Below are 18,106 nucleotides of genomic sequence, written 5' to 3'. Positions count from 1 at the left end.
TTTAGGGATAACGCCCACAACCCATTAGGCTGACATCGTTTTAGTTATACTAATAATTCTTTTCGAACAGAGGTGTTTTCCTCATTGATTTTTCCATGGACCCCGGTGGAACCCAGATAATTTTAGGTGTGAGCCTTACTCTTGCGTGAAGCTGTTTATTTATTTCCGCTTCCAAACCCGGTAATTGGTCACTACCCATGCCTTTACCGTACTCCAATTTAACTTTAAGTGGCGGAACCACTCTCGGGGGAGGAGTATCCAAAACTATTCTCATTTCTCCTGTTATTTTGGGTATGAACTCGGCGATAACGTTCTTAATGGCTGCAGGATAAATGTTTGCTCCTTTTACAATGAGCATGTCGTCGGACCGACCGATAACTTTGACGCGCTTTCCTGCAAAACCGCAGGCCGGGCACTTTTCTGTGTATACTTGCACAATGTCGCCATATGCGTATCTAATGACCGGTACAGCATCGCGATCCAGGGAAGTATGAACTGCTTCACCAATTGCGCCTTCAACAATATCGATAGGCTTTTTTGTCTCAGGATCAATAATATCGTCCTGATACAAATTGTAATCAGGTGCATAACAGTGCATCCCGTGATACTCATCCGAATCGCATGATAAACCAAATGATCCCCCACCCTGGGCCATATAATCATAAATCCTGCATTTATACGCATCTTCTAAACGCTGTTTGACTTCGGGAATTCCCACGGCGGGCTCGCCGGTCAGGAAAAGCGCTTTAAATCCCAATTCGCTGACCGGTTTACCAATAACATCCTGAGATCTGCCGATAAGATACTCTGCCAAAGATGGAGTAAAACAGCCAGCATAAGGTTTTACCAAATCTGCAAACTGCAAAATCGGCTCGGAACCTCCGCGAACATCTACATCTATGGGTAAAGCACCCAATTTTCTTATTCCCCATAAAACCATTGTTGTGGCGTAAATCCCCAGGGCATAACAAAATAAAACTCTGTCCCCCGGTGAAACTCCACCACACTTGAACATATGTGCCCAGTTTTGCGCTTGCAAGCCATTGATGTCCCGATGTGAAAAGGTATAGGTAAATGTAGGTATACCGGTAGTCCCGGATGTAGTAGAAGTTAACGTCAGTTCTTCCGGGCGGCAGCATAGGTGCATTCCAAAGGGATGGCCATATCTTTCAAGTGATTCCCTCTGGCTTTCCCGTTCTAATACTTTGGTCATGAAAACAGGCAATTCTCTGAAATCTTCAATTGATTTGATATCTCCAGGAAGTGCACCAGCATCTTTAAATCTTTTTCGGTAGAATTCTGAATTATTATAGCAGTACTTTAATTGATTTGATAGTTTCTCAAATTGGTATTGTTTTATCTGCTCCTGGCTCATGAAATTAAGTTTTTCGGTAGCGAATTTCAAAACAATTCCCCCTTAGTTTAAATGTTTATCCTAACAGTTAAAGTGTTCTTGTCAATTCATAAGCATCAACTCCTCAATTAAACTAACTTAACTTGGTAAACAATATTGCAAAAGTTGTGCCAATAGTTAAAACCCTTTAGATTGGGCAATTTAGGAGACTTCTTGTTTTGAAGTATTTATCATTATTGAGAAATACGGTTTATTTTTATTACTTTTAATAATTGTGTATTTCCCAAAATTGCTGTTAAAAATAATAGAGTAGGGAAACCATTTCCATGGCTTCCCCCCTCATCAGACCGTACGTGCCCTACCAAGGCATACGGCTTACCAATTGTGTTTGACGTTGTTTAAGTTAGCGCCGCAATGTTATTTACTCTTTTATGATGCGGTTCATAAAGCATTCGTCAGATGAGCGATTTTTACGGCTTCCTTGTAAGATTTGTCGTTAAAAGTATTGTTCACGACATAAACATGGATAACTATAAGGAATATGTACACAAAGGTAAAGAAATAACAGATGAAAAAATGCCGTAATCTACGGCATAGACAAATCAGATATGTATAAGGAAAACCCAACTTAATTTGCAGTCAATTGGGAGATTCCCAGGAATTTATAATGGATGCGGCCGCCTGTCGTACAAGTTAAGGTCTATTAATACAGGCAAAACTCCTGGCTTAGCAGACTTTAATTTCTTCAGACATATTTGTATCCTTAAAAACATCACCGTTAAAACCGAAAAACAACCGGTAAACTACGCAAATTCGCTTTTAGCAATCGAACCATTGCTAAAAGCGAAAGATTCAAATATTATTAAAATAAGATTATTTTGCCATAAAACCAAATACTACCTTTTGAATAATGATTCTATGAATTGCCTTCATTTTTCCCGAGCTTATAGTATTTCAAAACAATATCAATGTCGTGAAGTACAAAATGGGAGTGAAGCACAAAATGAGAATGGAAGCAAAGATAATTCAGGATTTAATCGAAACAATGGCCCCATTTTTAAATTGCGATTTAGGGGTATGTCAAAGCGATTTAAAAGCCATTGCAGGAACAGGGACTTATAAGGAAAATATAGGCAGGTCCAGGCCTGATACCTTTTTAAAACAGGTGGTTAGAACCGGTCAACCCTTTGTAATGGAAAACAGAGCCAGTTCTTTGGGCTGTCAGAACTGCAAAGGTAAAGCAAACTGTCCCTACCAAGCAGTTATTTACCATCCAATATTGTCCGAGGAAAAAATCTTAGGTGTAGTATATCTTATGTCAAAGAATAACCTAACAAATAATGTTGATTCAAATTTCTCTTTAATCAGAAACCTTTCAACTTTGATTTCAAATTACTATTTTACATATACAGGTTATATTCATGACGAAGCTTTCATGGAAGCTCTTTTAAATAACTTTGATGACCCGGTAATGATTATTGACAGTGAAGGCTACATTAACAAGTTTAATTTACAAGCTAAGAAACTGTTTGAGTTAAACAGCAGAGATAAACGTAATATCAAACATTTTTACCCAAATTTTAGTTTTGGGGAAAACGTGGGAAACCAAACCAATGCCAAATCAAAATCCTCCCTTTACATTAATCCCGTTAATGACATTGGATACATTATAAAAATGAACTCTAGTACCTGTATTCCTGCTCTCGCTAATAAATCAGCTTTTTCCGGCATAATCGGCAAATCTTTAATAATAAATGAAATTAAGCAGCAAACAACAATAATATCCAGTGTTGACTCTACAATATTAATAAGAGGTGAGTCCGGAACAGGGAAAGAGTTGTTTGCCAGGGCTATTCATGAATCCAGTTCAAGAAAAATAAAACCTTTCATTTCAATTAACTGTAGTGCAATACCGGATAATTTGTTAGAGAGCGAGCTATTTGGTTATGACGAAGGAGCATTTACTGGAGCTAAAATAGGGGGAAAGAAAGGTAAATTTGAAATAGCAAATGAAGGCTCAATATTTTTGGATGAAATTGGTGACATGCCATTAGCGTTGCAAGCCAAGTTATTACGGGTTATGGAAACCAGTGTTATTGAAAAATTGGGCTGTACAAAAATCGTTAACGTAAAGGTTAGGATAATTGCGGCGACAAATAAAAATCTTGAAGAAATGGTAAGTGAAGGAACCTTTAGAGAAGATTTATATTATCGCTTGAATGTAATACCTTTAGAAATACCTCCCCTGCGAACTAGACGGGAAGATATACCTTTGTTAACTGAATATTTTTTAAATATTTTCAAAAAGAAGTTCAATAAAAATTTATCTATTGACAATTCTGTCCAATGCCTGATTAATGAATATAATTGGCCAGGGAATATCCGAGAGCTTAAAAACTTAATTGAATACTGTGTCGCTATGGAAAACAGTTCCAAAATAACCACAAGAAGCCTCCCCAAGTGGTTTGTTTTAAATGCTTATGAGAAAACCCTTGAATCTCCAGATAAAGTAGCGGGTATAAAAGTTGTAGAAAAAAAGGCCATAGAAAAAGCTCTGCTTATGTTTGAAAATTCTACAAACGGAAAAAAGGAGGCGGCCAAATTATTGGGTATAAGTTTACAAAGCCTTTACCGAAAGATTAAACAATACAATATAAATTCAACAAAAATTATACTCTAAGCAGAACAATCTTATGTTAAATCGAGTAGTGTTTAAGCTAAACTAAAATGCCGAAATATAATGCCCCCATTTGTCAAGACAAATAGGGAGTGTAAATAACCTCTACACATCAAACAATTCACTCCACCGCTCAGAAACCTTCCTGACAATATCTTCCCGGGGAATAAGTTCTGCGGGATACTGGGGTTTCATCCGGGCATCAATTATAACAGGTCCCTCATACCTGATTTTGTTGTTTCTCACCTTATAATCAGCATATATATCCCATGCCGGGTCAAAACGGGTAAAGACTGTCCACAGGAACCCGGTCTGATCCATAATTCCGGCGGCATCGTCAACCAAGACCACAAGGGGCCACTCTTCCAGCCGGGTGCGGGAATTTTTCACCAACTCTTCCGCCAGGCCCGGTGCATCTTCAAAAGAACTGCCTGAAACCATCAGGCATCCCCTGCAGTAAGGTCTTACCACATCGATGCCCTGAAGCTGTCCCCCGGTATATTCCCCGGGAATTTCCCGCACCGGTTCACCCAGTCCCAGCATAATGGCCTTGCTGCCCCGGTTAAAACGACGCCCCGTGTAATCAAGAGTATCCATGGCCGTGTCATCAATTATAATCAGGTCACGAGCCGGGTTAAAACGTCTCAGGATATTTTCCAGCAAGCTGGGGAAATCTTTAAGGTCGAGTACTACATCGGTTACCATGAGGAATTTGGTCAGGGTCAGCTGGCCTTCGCCAAGTATCCTGAAGGCATGACCCAGCGCTTCCCGGAAATAACTCTCCCTGACAACTGCCGCCGCCAGGGAATGAACTCCGGCCTCGCCATAGGCCCAGAGGGATTTTACCCCTGGCATCAGGACAGGAAACATGGGTGCCAGCAGGTCCTGCATCCATTCTGCGATATAATAATCCTCCTGCCGCGGTTTCCCCACCACTGTGGCCGGGTAAATGGCATCCCGGCGGTGATAGACCTGTTTGACATTAAATACCGGGAAATCGTGAGTCAATGAATAATAGCCGTAATGATCCCCAAAAGGCCCTTCCGGTTTCCGTTCATGGGGAGGAACCTCCCCACAGATGGCAAACTCGGCCTCAGCTATCAATCTATGGGCATGTCCCGCCACCTCAGCCATATTCATTTTTTCTCCCATCAGGAAGGAAGTATAAATCAGCTCCGGCAGGGGCTCGGGCAGGGCCGTAATAGCCGCTATAATCAAGGCCGGAGGTCCTCCCAGGAACAGGGTTACCGGAAGCGGCCGGTTCAGCTTTTCCGCTTCATGGTAATGGAACCCGCCTCCCTTATGTATCTGCCAGTGCATCCCGGTCTGGTTTTTGGAAAATATCTGAATCCGGTACATTCCCAGGTTATGTTCCCTGTTTTGAGGGTGTTCGGTATAGACCAGAGGCAGGGTAACAAAGGGGCCCCCATCGTCCTGCCAGCTTGTCAGTACCGGAAGTTCCCCAAGGTTTACTTCGGCCTGCTTCTCCTGCAGTACCGGAGCCTTATCGCGGCTAACCCGGTTAAGGCCGCTCTTGGCAATACTCAAAAGCCAGTCACGTTCCCCCCAGAGGTTTTTCAGCTTCGGGGGCAGCAGCCTGTCCATCGCTCCTGATACCTTTTTCAGGATTTGCTGCGGCCTTGGCCCCATGGCCAGTTCCACTCTATGGCGGGTACCGAAAAGATTAGTAACAACCGGGAAGCTGCTGCCCCTGACATTTGTAAACAGCAATGCCGGGCCTTCCTCCTCTATGACCCTGCGGTGAATCTCTGCAAGCTCCAGATATGGGTCAACCTCGGCACCTACCTCAATAATCAGTTTTTCCCTTTTAAGTGTTGCCAGAAAACTCCTCAGGTTATTGTGCATCATCATTCTCCTCATTATCAGACCGAACTTCCTTTTCCTCCTGCCGGTCTTCCTGTGCTTCGGAAAGCTCGCCGATTTGTTCCAATAGCAGACCGGCAGCCGCCAGGCTGTTTTCCACCAGTGTCCGGAGCTCCCTTTCCTCAGCCCTGTCAATATGAATCCCGGCAGTAACAGCAACCGTCCTGCCTGTTTCCCTGGAAACCATTTCGGCAACCGGCACAGCAATTTCGGTATCTTTATGTCCCGGTACCGGCAGCACCCAGGTATCACAGGAGACCTTCTCACCACCAAGGCTCCTGCGGGGCACACTTAATGCAACCCCGCCGATGTGGGGCTTTTCACCCCCGGTAATTGTAATTGAAATACCATCGCCGGTAACCACTGACGATATTTCAATCATATACCTTCCTTCCCCGTACGTCACTTTAACTTCCTCAGGATACATATAATCACCCCAGCCTTCCTTATATATGTGATTATTCCCCGGAAATATTCTACAAATTTATCATTATCCCTGCAAATTTAATGTTATCCAGGCAAAATGTTATTATCTAAAGTATTTTTTGAATTTCCCGATAAGAAAAATATACCAACAATTAATCCGCAAAATGGAATTAGCGGAAAGGTAAACTCAGGGAGGAGTAATGTTATGAAAATTGCCAACAGCAGTATCGCCATGTTCAGCAGCCGCACTTACAGTGAGACATATGAACGAAGTGAGAGCTTGAGGGTCTGGGTCGGCAGCCGGAGTCCCCGCAGCCCTCAATCCTTAATGGGAGCAAGAAATGCCTCTGCCCAGGCAGCGCTCCCCTCCGCTCCGGATACTGTGGACATCTCGGCTCAGGCAAAAGCGGCGGGGTCCGTAGAAGGCAGCGGCAGCCCCGAAGACCTGCTGTCTGAAGAAGATAAACTCAAGGTCTCACTTATCGAAAGACTTATTGAAATGATGACAGGTAAAAAAATAAAAATAAAGGTGACCTGTCTTTCAGAGGAATGTCAGGACAAAAACAGCGCCGGCCCACAAAATTCATCCCCAGGCAGCGGCCCTGCAGGGCGCCCTCAGGAAGGAAACCAGGGCTGGGGAATGGTCTATGAATCCCATGAAAAGTACCAGGAAACAGAAGCAACATCATTTTCAGCTGCCGGGGTGATAAATACCACAGACGGCAGGGAAATAGCTTTCTCGGTTGATTTAGCTATGAGCAGGTCCTTTATGCAGGAACAAAATATCAGTATCCGTGCCGGTGATGCCGAAAAAATTGACCCCCTGGTAATTAATTTCAGCGGGGCAGCTGCCGAATTAACCAATACAAAATTTAGTTTTGACCTGGATACAGACGGCGCTAATGACCAGATTTCCTTTGTAAGGCCTGGGAGCGGCTTCCTGGCGCTTGACCGCAATAATGACGGTGTCATCAATAATGGCGGAGAACTCTTCGGGCCCGAAACCGGTAACGGTTTCCTGGAATTGGCCGTCTATGATGAGGATGGCAGCGGGTGGATAGACGAAAGTGACTCTGTTTTTGAGAAACTCCGCATCTGGACCAAGGATGGGGATGGCAAGGATACCCTGTTTGCGCTGGGCGAAAAAGGCATTGGCGCTGTCTACCTTGGCAATATCGAAACCCTTTTTGCCGTCAAAAACCAGAGTAATGAGACACTGGGACAGGTCAGCAAGACAGGTCTGTTTGTAAAAGAAAACGGGACAGTAGGAACTGTCCAGCAGATTAACTTAACTATATAGTATATACAGCTTACTCTAATCATCAATCCGGAAGCGCTCATTGGCCACTTCTATGAAGGGCCGTGACCGGTGCATTCCTGATGAGACAAACTCCCCTTCAACCACCTTAATACTATATTTTTCCATCTTCCGGTAAAGAGTACTCCTTGATATTTTAAGGTCCTTGGCGGCATTTGTCAGATTGCCGTCATTGTTTTTGATGGCCTCGAGGATATCGGTTCTGCCGGCTTTCCTACCGCTTTTTCTGACGACAACATCACTGTTAGCCTTTGTTTCAGCCTGTTCCGCTTCTTGTGCGGCGCTGACCAGATGAATCCGGGTATCTGACAGTACTTCATCAGGCAGGCAGTCAGGGGTGATATTTTCCCCTGAGGCGATGTGAACTGCACGCTCAATCACGTTCTCCAATTGCCTGATATTCCCGGGCCAGTGATACCTTTGGAGGTAATCAAGGGTTTCAGGAGGGATTACCACGGCATTTTTACCCAGCCTGGCATTAACCTTTTCCACAAAAAAACCGGTCAGGGGAAGGATATCATCCTTGCGGTTCCTCAGGGAAACCATGTTTATTGTAAGCACATTCAACCTGTAATACAGGTCTGACCTGAAGGCCCCTTTTTCCACTTCACGCTGCAGGTCTTTGTTAGTTGCCGCAATCACCCGGACATCAACCGGGATCACCTGGTCCCCGCCGATTCTAACCACAGCCTTTTCCTGCAAAACCCGGAGCAGGTTAGCCTGAAGCTCAAGGGGCATTTCCCCGATTTCGTCAAGGAACAGGGTTCCCCCGTCAGCCAGTTCGAATTTGCCTGGACTGCCGCCCCGTTTTGCGCCGGTAAAGGCTCCCTCGTTATATCCGAACAGTTCGCTCCCTATCAGCTCACGGGGCAGGGCAGCACAGTTTATGGCAATAAACGGCCCTTTGGCTCTGGAGGTGGCATTATGGATGGCCTGGGCAAAGACCTCCTTGCCGGTTCCGCTTTCACCCAGCAGCAGCACATTCGAAGAGCTTCCGCCAGCCGTCCGGGCCATCTCCACTGTCTTCAGGTAAGTGGCATTCCTCCCTATCAGGTCATCAAAGGTAAACCTGGCCCTGGCCCCGACCATACGGGTTACCAACTGCTTAACTGCCCGGATCTCCCGGACAACTGTAACAACTCCGACAATTTTCTGCTGGGGATTCCGGATGGGCCGGCAGGTCATGGTACAATGCACCTTACCCCTCTTGGTATCTGCCTGGAACTCTTCATCGGTGCAGATATCACCTGTCTGCAGAGCCTTTAAAATGGGGTTGTGATATCCCAGAAGTTCGTTAATTGAAGAATGAATGACCGAATCCGGGTTAATTTTTAACAAAGCATCCGCAGCCTTATTTATTTTGGTCACCCGCGCTTTTTCGTCAACAGCTATCAGCCCATCGGAAATTGATTCCACGATAGCATTCTGATAGCGATTGACAACCAGCAGGTTTTCCAGGACTTTATTTACCTTTAATTGACCTTCAACAGAATCAATAGCGGCAACAACCATCCCCAGAGTATGTGAATGGACTTTTTCAAAAGAACCGGTCATACTCAGCGCCCCTACCAACTGCCCCGAATGCCCGTAAATGGGACCGGAGGAACAGGTCCAGGGGTGAAGGGCCTTGATGTAGTGCTCAGTTGCAAAAACCTGTATAGGCCGTCCCTGTTTGAGGGCTAACCCGGTTGCATTTGTACCGGATACCGCTTCATTGAGGCTTGCTCCGGCAACCAGGCTGTTCCGGGATGCAAGGGCCACAGTCTCCCGGTCGCCAAGGCTTTGCAGGATTATGCCATCACGGTCAATCAGGGCCACGATAAACCCGGATCCTTCAACAAAGGAGAATAGGTTCTTCATGATTGGGAAAGATATTTCAAGCAGTTCCCGGTTCGCTTCGCGGCGCTGTTCCAGCTCAGCTGTTTCAGCCAAAAAAGGTATATTTTCAAGACACTTATCAATACCCATACTCCGGCTGCGGCGCCATGAATCTTCGATTTCCCGGCGGACCCAGTTTTTGTTCACATGCCCCTGTTCCACAAATTCTGTCCAGGCTTTCAGCATTTGTTCTTTCCTGTCATGGACCGGCATTCCCTTCACTCCTTTCCTTTAATAATATCTGAAACTAATTGCTATTTGTAATCACAAACAACAAGACCGGCCATAGATGACCGGTCCGTGAAATATCCTTTTTGTAATGTTTTCCTGCCCTCAAATAACATAATAATCTCCTACTTTCCACGTGCGTTTGAGGTGTCAAGGAATGTGTGCTTTTATTATATCCTATTTTGCATTTTTTGTAAACTAAAACCGGGCCCACAGGGAACTCCTGTACGACCTGTATACCACATACGCAGCGGGTTATCCGGGAGCTTCCTTATAGAGATACCTATACCAGGAATAATTCCGTAATACCTTTTTGACATACGCTCTGGTCTCACTAAAAGGTATCTGATCAACACTTGCATGTTCACCGGTCCAGAGGCCCTTATCCAGCCATTCTCTAACATTTCCCCGGCCCCCGTTATAAGCTGCAACTACCAGTATTTTATTGCCCTTAAACTCTGTATTAAGGTTGCTGATATACCAGGACCCTATCCTGATATTGAGTTCCGGATTATAGAGATCGTCTGGTTTGAATTCCCTGAGATTCATCTGTTGTGCTGCCCATGCTCCTGTTTCGGGCATTATCTGCATTATTCCCCTGGCTCCCATGGGGGACTCGGCTGATGGCACAAAATTGCTTTCAGTCTTGATAATAGCAGCAACCAAATAAGGATCTATATTGTTTTTTGCTGCCTGGGAAAAAACCAGTTCTTTATAAGGCAGCGGATAAAACACCCGCCAAAATGATTTGCTACTCAACATAGCAACGACCGCAATCAGCAATAGCAACCAGATAATCCGGCCACGTCTAATTTTTCGTTTTCTCAACTGTTTCCACCCCGGGTTTCCCGAAACGCCTTTCCCATAATTCTGCCACAGCTTTTCTGGTATCATGCCTGTCTCCAGAGTTATCTATGACAATGCCGGCATACTTCTTTTTTTCCTCTGCAGGCATCTGGCTTTTTATCCTCCCAAGCGCTTGTTCCCTGGTCAGCCGGTCACGCTCCATCAGGCGCCTTACCCGCACTTCATGAGGGATATCGACCACCCAGACCTCATCTACCAAGCGGTGCATTCCTGCCTCAATAAGGAGCGGGGCATCAATAACCATGACCTCGTTTCCATTTACCGAGCCGGCACGGAATAAATTTATTTTGCCGATTACTTCTTTTTCTATGATGGGATGCACAATATTATTCAATTTTTTCAACAGTCCGGGGCTGGCAAAAACCATATTTCCAAGCTCTTTGCGGTTAACCGTCCCGTCAGGCTTTAAAATAGCATCTCCAAATTCGGTCCGGATTTGCCTCCAGCCTTCTGTCCCCGGCTCAACAACTTCCCGGGCCACCACATCAGCATCGATTAATACCGCTCCCTTTTCTTTAAGAACCTCAGCAACCAGGCTCTTACCGCTGGCTATGCTTCCCGTAAGGCCAATAACAGTCATGATGACTCTCCTTATTTGTGTGAACAGTTTTCGGAACAGCTTCTACTACAAAAAGCCCATCCTCTATAAAATATACTTTTCCTCCGGACATTAATCAAGTATTAATTTTTATTTTTTATCAGCAGAACCTAAGAAACAGTAAACCCAGGTCATTATTAGGACCTGGGCTAGAATTGCTTTTATTCTAATACTGTTGCAACAAGCTTATAATGACATCCATCTTTAGGGTCACATACACCTAGACTTAATACTAAGAACACCCGTTCCTTAACTCGATAGTGAAATGGCTCTAACTCCAAATATCTTTTCTTAAAGTCTGTATCTGTCGTAGGTATCCACTTATATGTACAGTCGTTGTAGTCGAAACTAATTGTTACGGTTTTCCGTTCAGGGAATTCATTAACATGAACAATAACATTTTTAGGAGAAATGAGAATTAAAGAGTGGTTGTCCGACGCAACTTTACAAATTTGTTCTAAGTCATCTTTGTGAATGCGCTTTGTATGATTATAAAAAATATATGGTTTATCCTCAGGCGGATGAACTTTTATTACATCACTTATACTCGCCCTATCAACTTTTTGCCAGTAACAGGTATCATCTAGAAGAAAGTTTTCCGGCTGATAAAAGTTTGGTCTATGTCCCTTACATTTTATTCGAACCACATCAAAAACCTTGGGAACAGAGCCATCCGCGTAACACATATCTTCCATTCTGACAGCATTTTCTATCGAATCATCATCCGAGATAATTCGCACCCATTCACCTGTGGCTTTATCAATTCCGGCAATGCAATAATTTCGGTATTTCACCGAAGTTGCCAAAATTATTATTTCTTTGACCATTTCTTACCACCCCGCTTCGTAACCAGGTTAATTAAATATGAACAATCTCTATATCTAACTTAGGATTTTTGCATTTAAAATATTCTGCCACCAATCTTCTGTGGCATTGGTCTGCCTTTTCTTCACTGCATAGAAAACAAACCACATCATTGTTTCCATCACCGAAGTTAAATAATTCTTCAACTTTTCTTTCACTTAGGAGCTTGAGAAATTGTTCTTCGTATTCAGGCCAACCAATCCGTTTCTTCTTATAATCGTCCAATATTGATTTGGTTGGAGATAACCTGGTATTGTGTTCGTACCCGATACCACAAATTTCACAAAAATATTCTAAATCAGCTCCTTTGGAAAAACCGGCCAGTTGTGAGCAATTATTTAATCTTATATCCAATATTTTTTTCACGGAATGCTTTTTTAGCAAAGCAAAAAACTCTCTAGCAGATTTCTTTGTAAAACCAATAGTATACACTTTCATATTACTTGACTCCCATCATCATTCTTATATCCGATTTCCTTATTCCGTTCTCGATAAGCTTTTATTATCATATCTTTTTCATTGATTTCACCATCAAGTAACTCTAAAATATTTCTTTGATTTCTATTAGGAAAATATTTATCTAATAATCTATTTTCCAAATGATCTTGTGTTTCCACAGCGCCGTTTTCAAGAATGTTTAAAACAGGATAGTTTTGCAAATAAAACGCTCTTGCCACTAAAATATTCCTATGACATTCTATAGGATCCTTTTCGGTACACATCAAAGCAATCTTAAATCCCTTTTTCATTCCTGCTTTAACCCGTTCAATACCAGTCTTAAAAAGAGTGCTATTTCTGACTCTTTCAAAGTCAACATATCCATCATCATTGTATAAAGATTTATCTGATTGTCTTGCTCCAAGTTCTTTTCCCATGAAAACGTAATAAATGCCGTTACTCTTTAACTGTTGCCTCAGTTCATTCATATTGTATTGAGGACTGTATTTTGAATACGGAACACTTCTAACATCAACCACACAGTTTATACCATTGCTGTTTAATAATAATAAAAAGTGTTCAACTGAATGTATTGAATGACCTATTGTATAAATATGAGACATAGAAACATCCCCTAAATTATTCTTAACTAATATTATAACTCAAATGGAAAAATCAAGCCACTCCTATTAACCAAAGTTTGCGACATGACTCTCCTACAGCCGCATTTTTCTTTGCTCCGCTATATTGGTCTTTTTCAAAACATGATAATGCTCCCCTTTCGACAGTAGGTTTTCATTATTTAACCTGTCTACCTTAAGGGGAACATACCAAATATAGTAGAAACAGGGGTAGATGTGTTCCGGAAGGCGGAGTCTGTCGTCCGTCCGGCCAGCGACCCGCGAAGCGGGAGCTGCTGCCGGCGGAGACGTAGCCCGCCGTAGGAATACATCTACCCCTGCCCATATTACATTTTAGATCTTCATTACCCTGGCCACACCAAGCATTATCAATACCCATCCGGGTAATACCGCGGCCCGGTTGCCCAGCCAATTAACGGCATAACGCCTCCCCAAAATTACTCCCAGACTTACCATAAGGAATTTGACAATCCCTACTATCAAAGGAGTTAAAACAGGGGTAAATCCCGTCATAGCAGCGCCAAATCCGGCGCCAATGGCATCCATGGCTAAAGCCAATCCCAGGAGCAGCGCTTCCTTGACACTGATAAACCCTGATTTGTCAAAATCAGCAACTGTAGGCTCCCGCATTATCTTAATTACCAGGCCAAAGGCCTCTATTTTAAAGTCCAGTATTGTCTGGCACTCAGGATTGTGTTCCCCAACACTCTTCTCCCCTGGCTTGATATGAGATTCTTTTTTTGACCAGGTCTGCAGCAGAATCCAAAGCCCCACCAGTATCAGGATTGATGCCCCGATTATTTCCGCCATTTCTGCAGATATATACTGTGACACGAAATGGCCGGATAACATGGTCAGCCCTATGGCCGTAGATGATGTCAGACTGATTACCACCAGTGACAATACGGGAATCCTGATCTTCCTCATGCCGTAAGAGATTCCTACACCGAATCCATCCAGGCTCAAAGCTGTTGCGAAGGCAATAATGGATAACAGTTCCACTATACCGGTCCTCCCCCCTCCTGATTCCTTGCTCCTTGGCCTTACAATGTAATATATGGGAGGGGTTCCCCTTATGTGCCTGTCTGCGATTCAGGGAGCTAGTCCGGGACCGGTACAGCAAAAAGCGCTTATTAGATTTTTTGGCACTTGGGACAATAATGAGCGCTGCGGCCCCTGATCACAACTCTTTGTATTTCCGTGCCGCATTTTGTACAGGGCTGTCTGTCACGCCCGTAAACCCTGAGATTATTCTGGTTGCTGCCCTTGTTACCGTCACCGTCAATATAGTCTTTGATGGAAGTGCCCTTGTTATCTATACCCTCAATAAGGACTTCCCTGATTGCATTAAACAGCATTGAGGCCTCCCTGGGGCTGAGGTTGGCGGCAACCTTCTCCGGATTCACCCTGGCCCGGAACAGGGCCTCATCAGCATAAATGTTGCCAATTCCGGCGATAAATTCCTGTTCCAGGAGAAGGGGCTTAATCTTGACCCTTCTGTTGCGCAAGCCCTTTTTGAAAAACTCCCTGGTAAAATCATCACTTAAAGGCTCCACACCCAGGTTCTTCAGGCTGGAAAGGTTCTCCAGATCTTTAGCGGGCAAAAACTGTACCTTGCCAAACTGGCGCTGGTCAACAAATCTCAAGTCATATTTGTCACTCAGGTGGAAAATCACATGAGTGTGTTTTACCCGTTCCTGTTCTGCGGAACAGTAGAGGAGCTGTCCTGTCATTCTAAGGTGGACAACCATTACAAGGCCGCCGGACAGCTGTATGATCAGGTATTTGCCCCTGCGGCTGATTCCGGTTATTTTTTTGCCTTTTAATTTCTCATCAAACTCACCCGCGTCAATGCCCTTAAGAATCTTTTCGAGAAAAATTTCGATGCCTGTAAAGGTTTTGCCCTTTATTTTATCTTCCAGGGACCTTCGTATAGTCTCCACTTCCGGTAATTCTGGCATAAGGTAGTAACCTCCCCATATTAGTTAACATAACATGAACTTCTATATCTATTATAGCAAATTGTCCTCCAAACTTTAATTGTTAAATGTTAGACATTTTTAATCTTTTCCATATCAAACCAACTGGGGCCTTGTTTCATGTCCACAACCAGCGGAACCTCCAGCTCTACAGCATTTTCCATGCAATCCCTGATTAGTGGGACAGCCTTCTCCATCTCCTCTTCAGGCACTTCAAATATCAACTCATCATGAACCTGCAGCAGCATTTTAGTCTTCAGGCCTTCCCGCTCCAGGCATTCCGCCACCCTGACCATGGCCAGCTTAATGATATCAGCAGCGCTGCCCTGAATCGGGGTGTTCATGGCTGCCCGTTCCCCGAACGCCCTGACATTGTGGTTGCGGCTTTTCAGGTCAGGAATGTATCTGCGCCGGTCCAGGATAGTGGTCACATACCCATTTTCCCGTGCCTCAACCACTATATTTTTCATGAATTCCCTGATGCCGGGGTAACGGTCCAGATAACCGTCAATATATTCTCTGGCCTGCTGTCTGGTTATCCTGATATTCCTTGCCAGACCGAACTCACTGATCCCGTACACAATTCCAAAGTTAACAGCCTTGGCGCCATCCCTCATTTCCCTGGTAACCTCATTTTCAGGAACACCAAAAACCTCGGAAGCAGTATGTGTGTGGATATCCTGTCCTTCTCTGAAGGCCCTGATGAAATTGGCATCACCGGAAATATGTGCCAGTACCCTTAATTCTATTTGTGAGTAGTCGGCAGCCAGAAGCCGGTGTCCCGGTTCAGAAGGCACAAAAGCCTTTCTGATCCGCCTGCCTTCTTCCATCCGAATCGGGATGTTCTGGAGGTTTGGTTCAGCGCTGCTGAGCCTGCCTGTTGCTGTAACCGCCTGGTTAAAGGTTGTATGCAGCCTGCCGGTACGGGGATTAATCAGGCCGCGGAGACCGTCTACATAGGTTGATTTAAGTTTGGCAAGCTGCCTGAACTCAAGGATCTTCTCCGCTATCCCGTGTTCGGCTGCCAGCCTTTCCAATACCTCCACATCAGTTGAGTAACCGGTTTTAGTTTTTTTGGCTGCCGGGAGTCCCATTTTTTCAAAAAGGATGTAGCCCAGCTGTTTTGGTGAATTTATGTTAAATTCCTCTCCGGAAAGCCCATATATCTCTGTGCTGATGTTTTCCAGCTTATCCGCCAGTTCTGCTGACATTTCCGTGAGGCGCTCCCTGTCTACCCTGACTCCGGTTATCTCCATGTCTGCCAGTATTCTGGTAAGGGGCAGCTCAACACTGTAATACAGTTCTTCCAGGCCGTCATCAGCCAGTTTTTGCGCCAATACCTTCTGCAGTTCCATAATGACAGCCGCACTCGAACCGGCTCCGGCAGCTCCGGAAGTTCCGGCAGCTCCGGCGCTTTCATCGCCGGGAGCAAGCTCCCGCCCCAGGTATTCTGCGCTCAAATCAGCCAGGTCCTGGTGATGCCCAGTTGGGTTCAGAAGGTAGGCAGCCAGCAGCGTATCCTGGGCAACAGACCCCCACCTGATGCCGTATCTATCAAGTGCCACCATAAGCCTTTTCCCGTCATGACAGTACTTTTTCACCCCAGCTCTGGACCCTGCCAGAGACGCCAATGGAGATATATTTGCCTCTTCTCTGAATAACTCGGCCTGGCCCTCCCCGACCCCGGTTACATATGCCGCAGTGCCGGGTTCCACACTCCAGCTGAATCCTGTCAGTTCAGCGAGCATCGGGTCAGGATTGCTGAGTTCATAAGATATGCTTATTTCTCCTTTATCAAGGTCAGCTGCCAGCCTGTCCAGGCCTTCCTGCAGCGGCAGTACCGTACATTCATATTCCACCTGACACACCGGCGGTGCCTGCCCGGACTCGGATGGGGCCAGTCCGGCAGCCTTCATTCTTTCGGTAAAGGAATTAATCAGGGTTTTAAACTCCATTTTCTGTAACAGTGGCATCAGTTTATCATAATCCGGTTCCTCCAGATAACACTCCATTAAATCAAGTTCAAAGGGAACATCCCTGATAATGGTGGCCAGTTCCCTGCTCAGAAAAGCCAGTTCCCGGTTTTCCGTCAGCTTTTCCCGCATCTTTGGGGTAAGGTCACCCAGGTTTTCATAAACCTTTTCCATGCTGCCATACGTGTTTATCAGCTTGAGAGCAGTCTTTTCACCTATTCCGGGTACACCGGGAATATTATCTGAGGAATCACCCATAAGTCCCTTCACATCTATCATTTGTTCCGGAGTCAGGCCATACCTCTCTTTTACCCTGCCGGTATCATAAAGCTCAGTCTCCGAAATCCCCTTCCGGGTAAGCATCACCGTGGTAGCCGGCGATATAAGCTGCAGGGCATCCCGGTCCCCGGTCACAATGACGCTCATATATCCCTCTTCCTCGGCCCGCTTAGTTACTGTGCCTATCAGGTCATCAGCCTCATAACCCTCCAGCTCATAGGTCGGTATATTCATCGCCTTTAGAATATCCTTCACATAGGCAAACTGGGGTCTCAGCTCGTCAGGAGTCGCTTTCCGGGTGCCCTTGTATTGGTCAAATTTTTCATTCCTAAAGGTTACCTTCCCTTTATCAAAGGCAACCGCAATACAACCCGGTTTTTCATCACTGAGAACCTTCATCAGCATATTCATAAAACCATAAACCGCATTTGTGAACTCCCCTTCACTGCTGGTTAACAGCGGTATAGCATAAAATGCCCTGTAAATGAGGCTGTTCCCATCTAAAATCATCAACCTGGTTTTATCTTTCATTACGTTTCCTCCCATGGGCGTGAACCCGCCATAATTTTATAGTATTTTCACCGTAATATGGGAAAATACCTGCAACACAGCCCGGGAAATAAGCATAATATTATGGCGGGGTACTTGCACCGGAAATTTCCCGGCAGCGCCCCGCCATAATATTTACCGCAAAATCCACAA

Annotated in this window: 14 protein-coding genes; 2 read left to right on the top strand and 12 right to left on the bottom strand. The window is 44.8% G+C overall.

What is annotated here, in order from left to right; translation table 11 throughout:
* Positions 1 to 49 precede the first annotated feature (49 nt).
* On the bottom strand, positions 50 to 1,405 hold the full coding sequence (locus Ga0451573_RS08385) for a phenylacetate--CoA ligase family protein (RefSeq protein WP_231683440.1): 1,356 nt from the start codon (positions 1,403 to 1,405) through the stop codon (positions 50 to 52).
* A gap of 952 nt (positions 1,406 to 2,357) precedes the next feature.
* Between Ga0451573_RS08385 and Ga0451573_RS08380 the strand changes: the two genes are divergently transcribed.
* Positions 2,358 to 4,034, top strand: coding sequence for a sigma-54-dependent Fis family transcriptional regulator (locus Ga0451573_RS08380; RefSeq protein WP_231683439.1), 1,677 nt, complete (start codon positions 2,358 to 2,360; stop codon positions 4,032 to 4,034).
* 102 nt (positions 4,035 to 4,136) lie between these two features.
* Here Ga0451573_RS08380 and Ga0451573_RS08375 read toward each other — a convergent pair whose 3' ends face one another.
* Positions 4,137 to 5,897: a UbiD family decarboxylase gene (locus tag Ga0451573_RS08375; protein WP_231683534.1), complete on the bottom strand. Its 1,761-nt coding sequence runs from the start codon at positions 5,895 to 5,897 to the stop codon at positions 4,137 to 4,139.
* Positions 5,887 to 6,297: a prenylated flavin chaperone LpdD gene (gene lpdD / locus Ga0451573_RS08370; protein WP_231683438.1), complete on the bottom strand. Its 411-nt coding sequence runs from the start codon at positions 6,295 to 6,297 to the stop codon at positions 5,887 to 5,889. Before lpdD ends, Ga0451573_RS08375 begins: the two co-directional genes overlap by 11 nt.
* A 249-nt stretch (positions 6,298 to 6,546) precedes the next feature.
* Here lpdD and Ga0451573_RS08365 point away from each other — a divergent pair, with 249 nt between their 5' ends.
* Entirely contained in the window at positions 6,547 to 7,641 is a 1,095-nt protein-coding gene (locus Ga0451573_RS08365) for an SPM autocatalytic domain-containing protein (RefSeq protein WP_231683437.1), read from the top strand.
* 15 nt (positions 7,642 to 7,656) lie between these two features.
* On the opposite strand, the gene Ga0451573_RS08360 is transcribed toward Ga0451573_RS08365, so the two are convergent.
* The 9 genes from Ga0451573_RS08360 to polA form a co-directional block, all read right to left on the bottom strand.
* On the bottom strand, positions 7,657 to 9,750 hold the full coding sequence (locus Ga0451573_RS08360; protein ID WP_231683436.1) for a sigma-54-dependent Fis family transcriptional regulator: 2,094 nt from the start codon (positions 9,748 to 9,750) through the stop codon (positions 7,657 to 7,659).
* A gap of 270 nt (positions 9,751 to 10,020) precedes the next feature.
* A complete protein-coding gene (locus Ga0451573_RS08355) occupies positions 10,021 to 10,593 on the bottom strand; it encodes a lytic transglycosylase domain-containing protein (RefSeq protein WP_231683435.1) in 573 nt (190 codons plus the stop codon).
* Positions 10,574 to 11,212, bottom strand: coding sequence for a dephospho-CoA kinase (gene coaE, locus Ga0451573_RS08350; RefSeq protein WP_231683434.1), 639 nt, complete (start codon positions 11,210 to 11,212; stop codon positions 10,574 to 10,576). Before coaE ends, Ga0451573_RS08355 begins: the two co-directional genes overlap by 20 nt.
* Positions 11,213 to 11,391: 179 nt before the next feature.
* Complete coding sequence (locus tag Ga0451573_RS08345) at positions 11,392 to 12,057, bottom strand: dual OB domain-containing protein (RefSeq protein ID WP_231683433.1); 666 nt, start codon at positions 12,055 to 12,057, stop codon at positions 11,392 to 11,394.
* Between the two features lie 31 nt (positions 12,058 to 12,088).
* Positions 12,089 to 12,532 carry a DUF488 domain-containing protein gene (locus Ga0451573_RS08340; RefSeq protein ID WP_231683432.1) on the bottom strand — a complete coding sequence of 148 codons (444 nt, stop codon included), beginning with the start codon at positions 12,530 to 12,532 and terminating at the stop codon, positions 12,089 to 12,091.
* A complete protein-coding gene (locus Ga0451573_RS08335) occupies positions 12,529 to 13,155 on the bottom strand; it encodes a DUF488 domain-containing protein (RefSeq protein WP_231683431.1) in 627 nt (208 codons plus the stop codon). The genes Ga0451573_RS08340 and Ga0451573_RS08335 overlap by 4 nt, the downstream gene beginning before the upstream one ends.
* Before the next feature lie 351 nt (positions 13,156 to 13,506).
* Entirely contained in the window at positions 13,507 to 14,175 is a 669-nt protein-coding gene (gene ytaF, locus Ga0451573_RS08330; RefSeq protein ID WP_231683430.1) for a sporulation membrane protein YtaF, read from the bottom strand.
* A gap of 131 nt (positions 14,176 to 14,306) precedes the next feature.
* Positions 14,307 to 15,134, bottom strand: a complete 828-nt coding sequence (gene mutM, locus Ga0451573_RS08325) for a DNA-formamidopyrimidine glycosylase (protein WP_231683429.1) — start codon at positions 15,132 to 15,134, stop codon at positions 14,307 to 14,309.
* A gap of 89 nt (positions 15,135 to 15,223) precedes the next feature.
* Positions 15,224 to 17,935, bottom strand: a complete 2,712-nt coding sequence (gene polA, locus Ga0451573_RS08320; protein ID WP_231683428.1) for a DNA polymerase I — start codon at positions 17,933 to 17,935, stop codon at positions 15,224 to 15,226.
* Positions 17,936 to 18,106: the final 171 nt, after the last annotated feature.

Source organism: Phosphitispora fastidiosa, assembly GCF_019008365.1.
GTDB classification, from domain to species: Bacteria; Bacillota; Thermincolia; order Thermincolales; family UBA2595; genus Phosphitispora; species Phosphitispora fastidiosa.
Note: the sequence above shows the minus strand (reverse complement) of the source record. Positions and strands in the feature narration are given on the sequence as shown.

Coding starts and splice junctions, on each gene's coding strand:
- Ga0451573_RS08380 (WP_231683439.1), top strand. CDS start 2,358: ATGAGAATGGAAGCAAAGATAATTCAGGATTTAATCGAAACAATGGCC.
- Ga0451573_RS08375 (WP_231683534.1), bottom strand. CDS start 5,897: ATGCACAATAACCTGAGGAGTTTTCTGGCAACACTTAAAAGGGAAAAA.
- lpdD (WP_231683438.1), bottom strand. CDS start 6,297: ATGATTGAAATATCGTCAGTGGTTACCGGCGATGGTATTTCAATTACA.
- Ga0451573_RS08365 (WP_231683437.1), top strand. CDS start 6,547: ATGAAAATTGCCAACAGCAGTATCGCCATGTTCAGCAGCCGCACTTAC.
- Ga0451573_RS08360 (WP_231683436.1), bottom strand. CDS start 9,750: ATGCCGGTCCATGACAGGAAAGAACAAATGCTGAAAGCCTGGACAGAA.
- coaE (WP_231683434.1), bottom strand. CDS start 11,212: ATGACTGTTATTGGCCTTACGGGAAGCATAGCCAGCGGTAAGAGCCTG.
- Ga0451573_RS08345 (WP_231683433.1), bottom strand. CDS start 12,057: ATGGTCAAAGAAATAATAATTTTGGCAACTTCGGTGAAATACCGAAAT.
- Ga0451573_RS08340 (WP_231683432.1), bottom strand. CDS start 12,532: ATGAAAGTGTATACTATTGGTTTTACAAAGAAATCTGCTAGAGAGTTT.
- Ga0451573_RS08335 (WP_231683431.1), bottom strand. CDS start 13,155: ATGTCTCATATTTATACAATAGGTCATTCAATACATTCAGTTGAACAC.
- mutM (WP_231683429.1), bottom strand. CDS start 15,134: ATGCCAGAATTACCGGAAGTGGAGACTATACGAAGGTCCCTGGAAGAT.
- polA (WP_231683428.1), bottom strand. CDS start 17,935: ATGAAAGATAAAACCAGGTTGATGATTTTAGATGGGAACAGCCTCATT.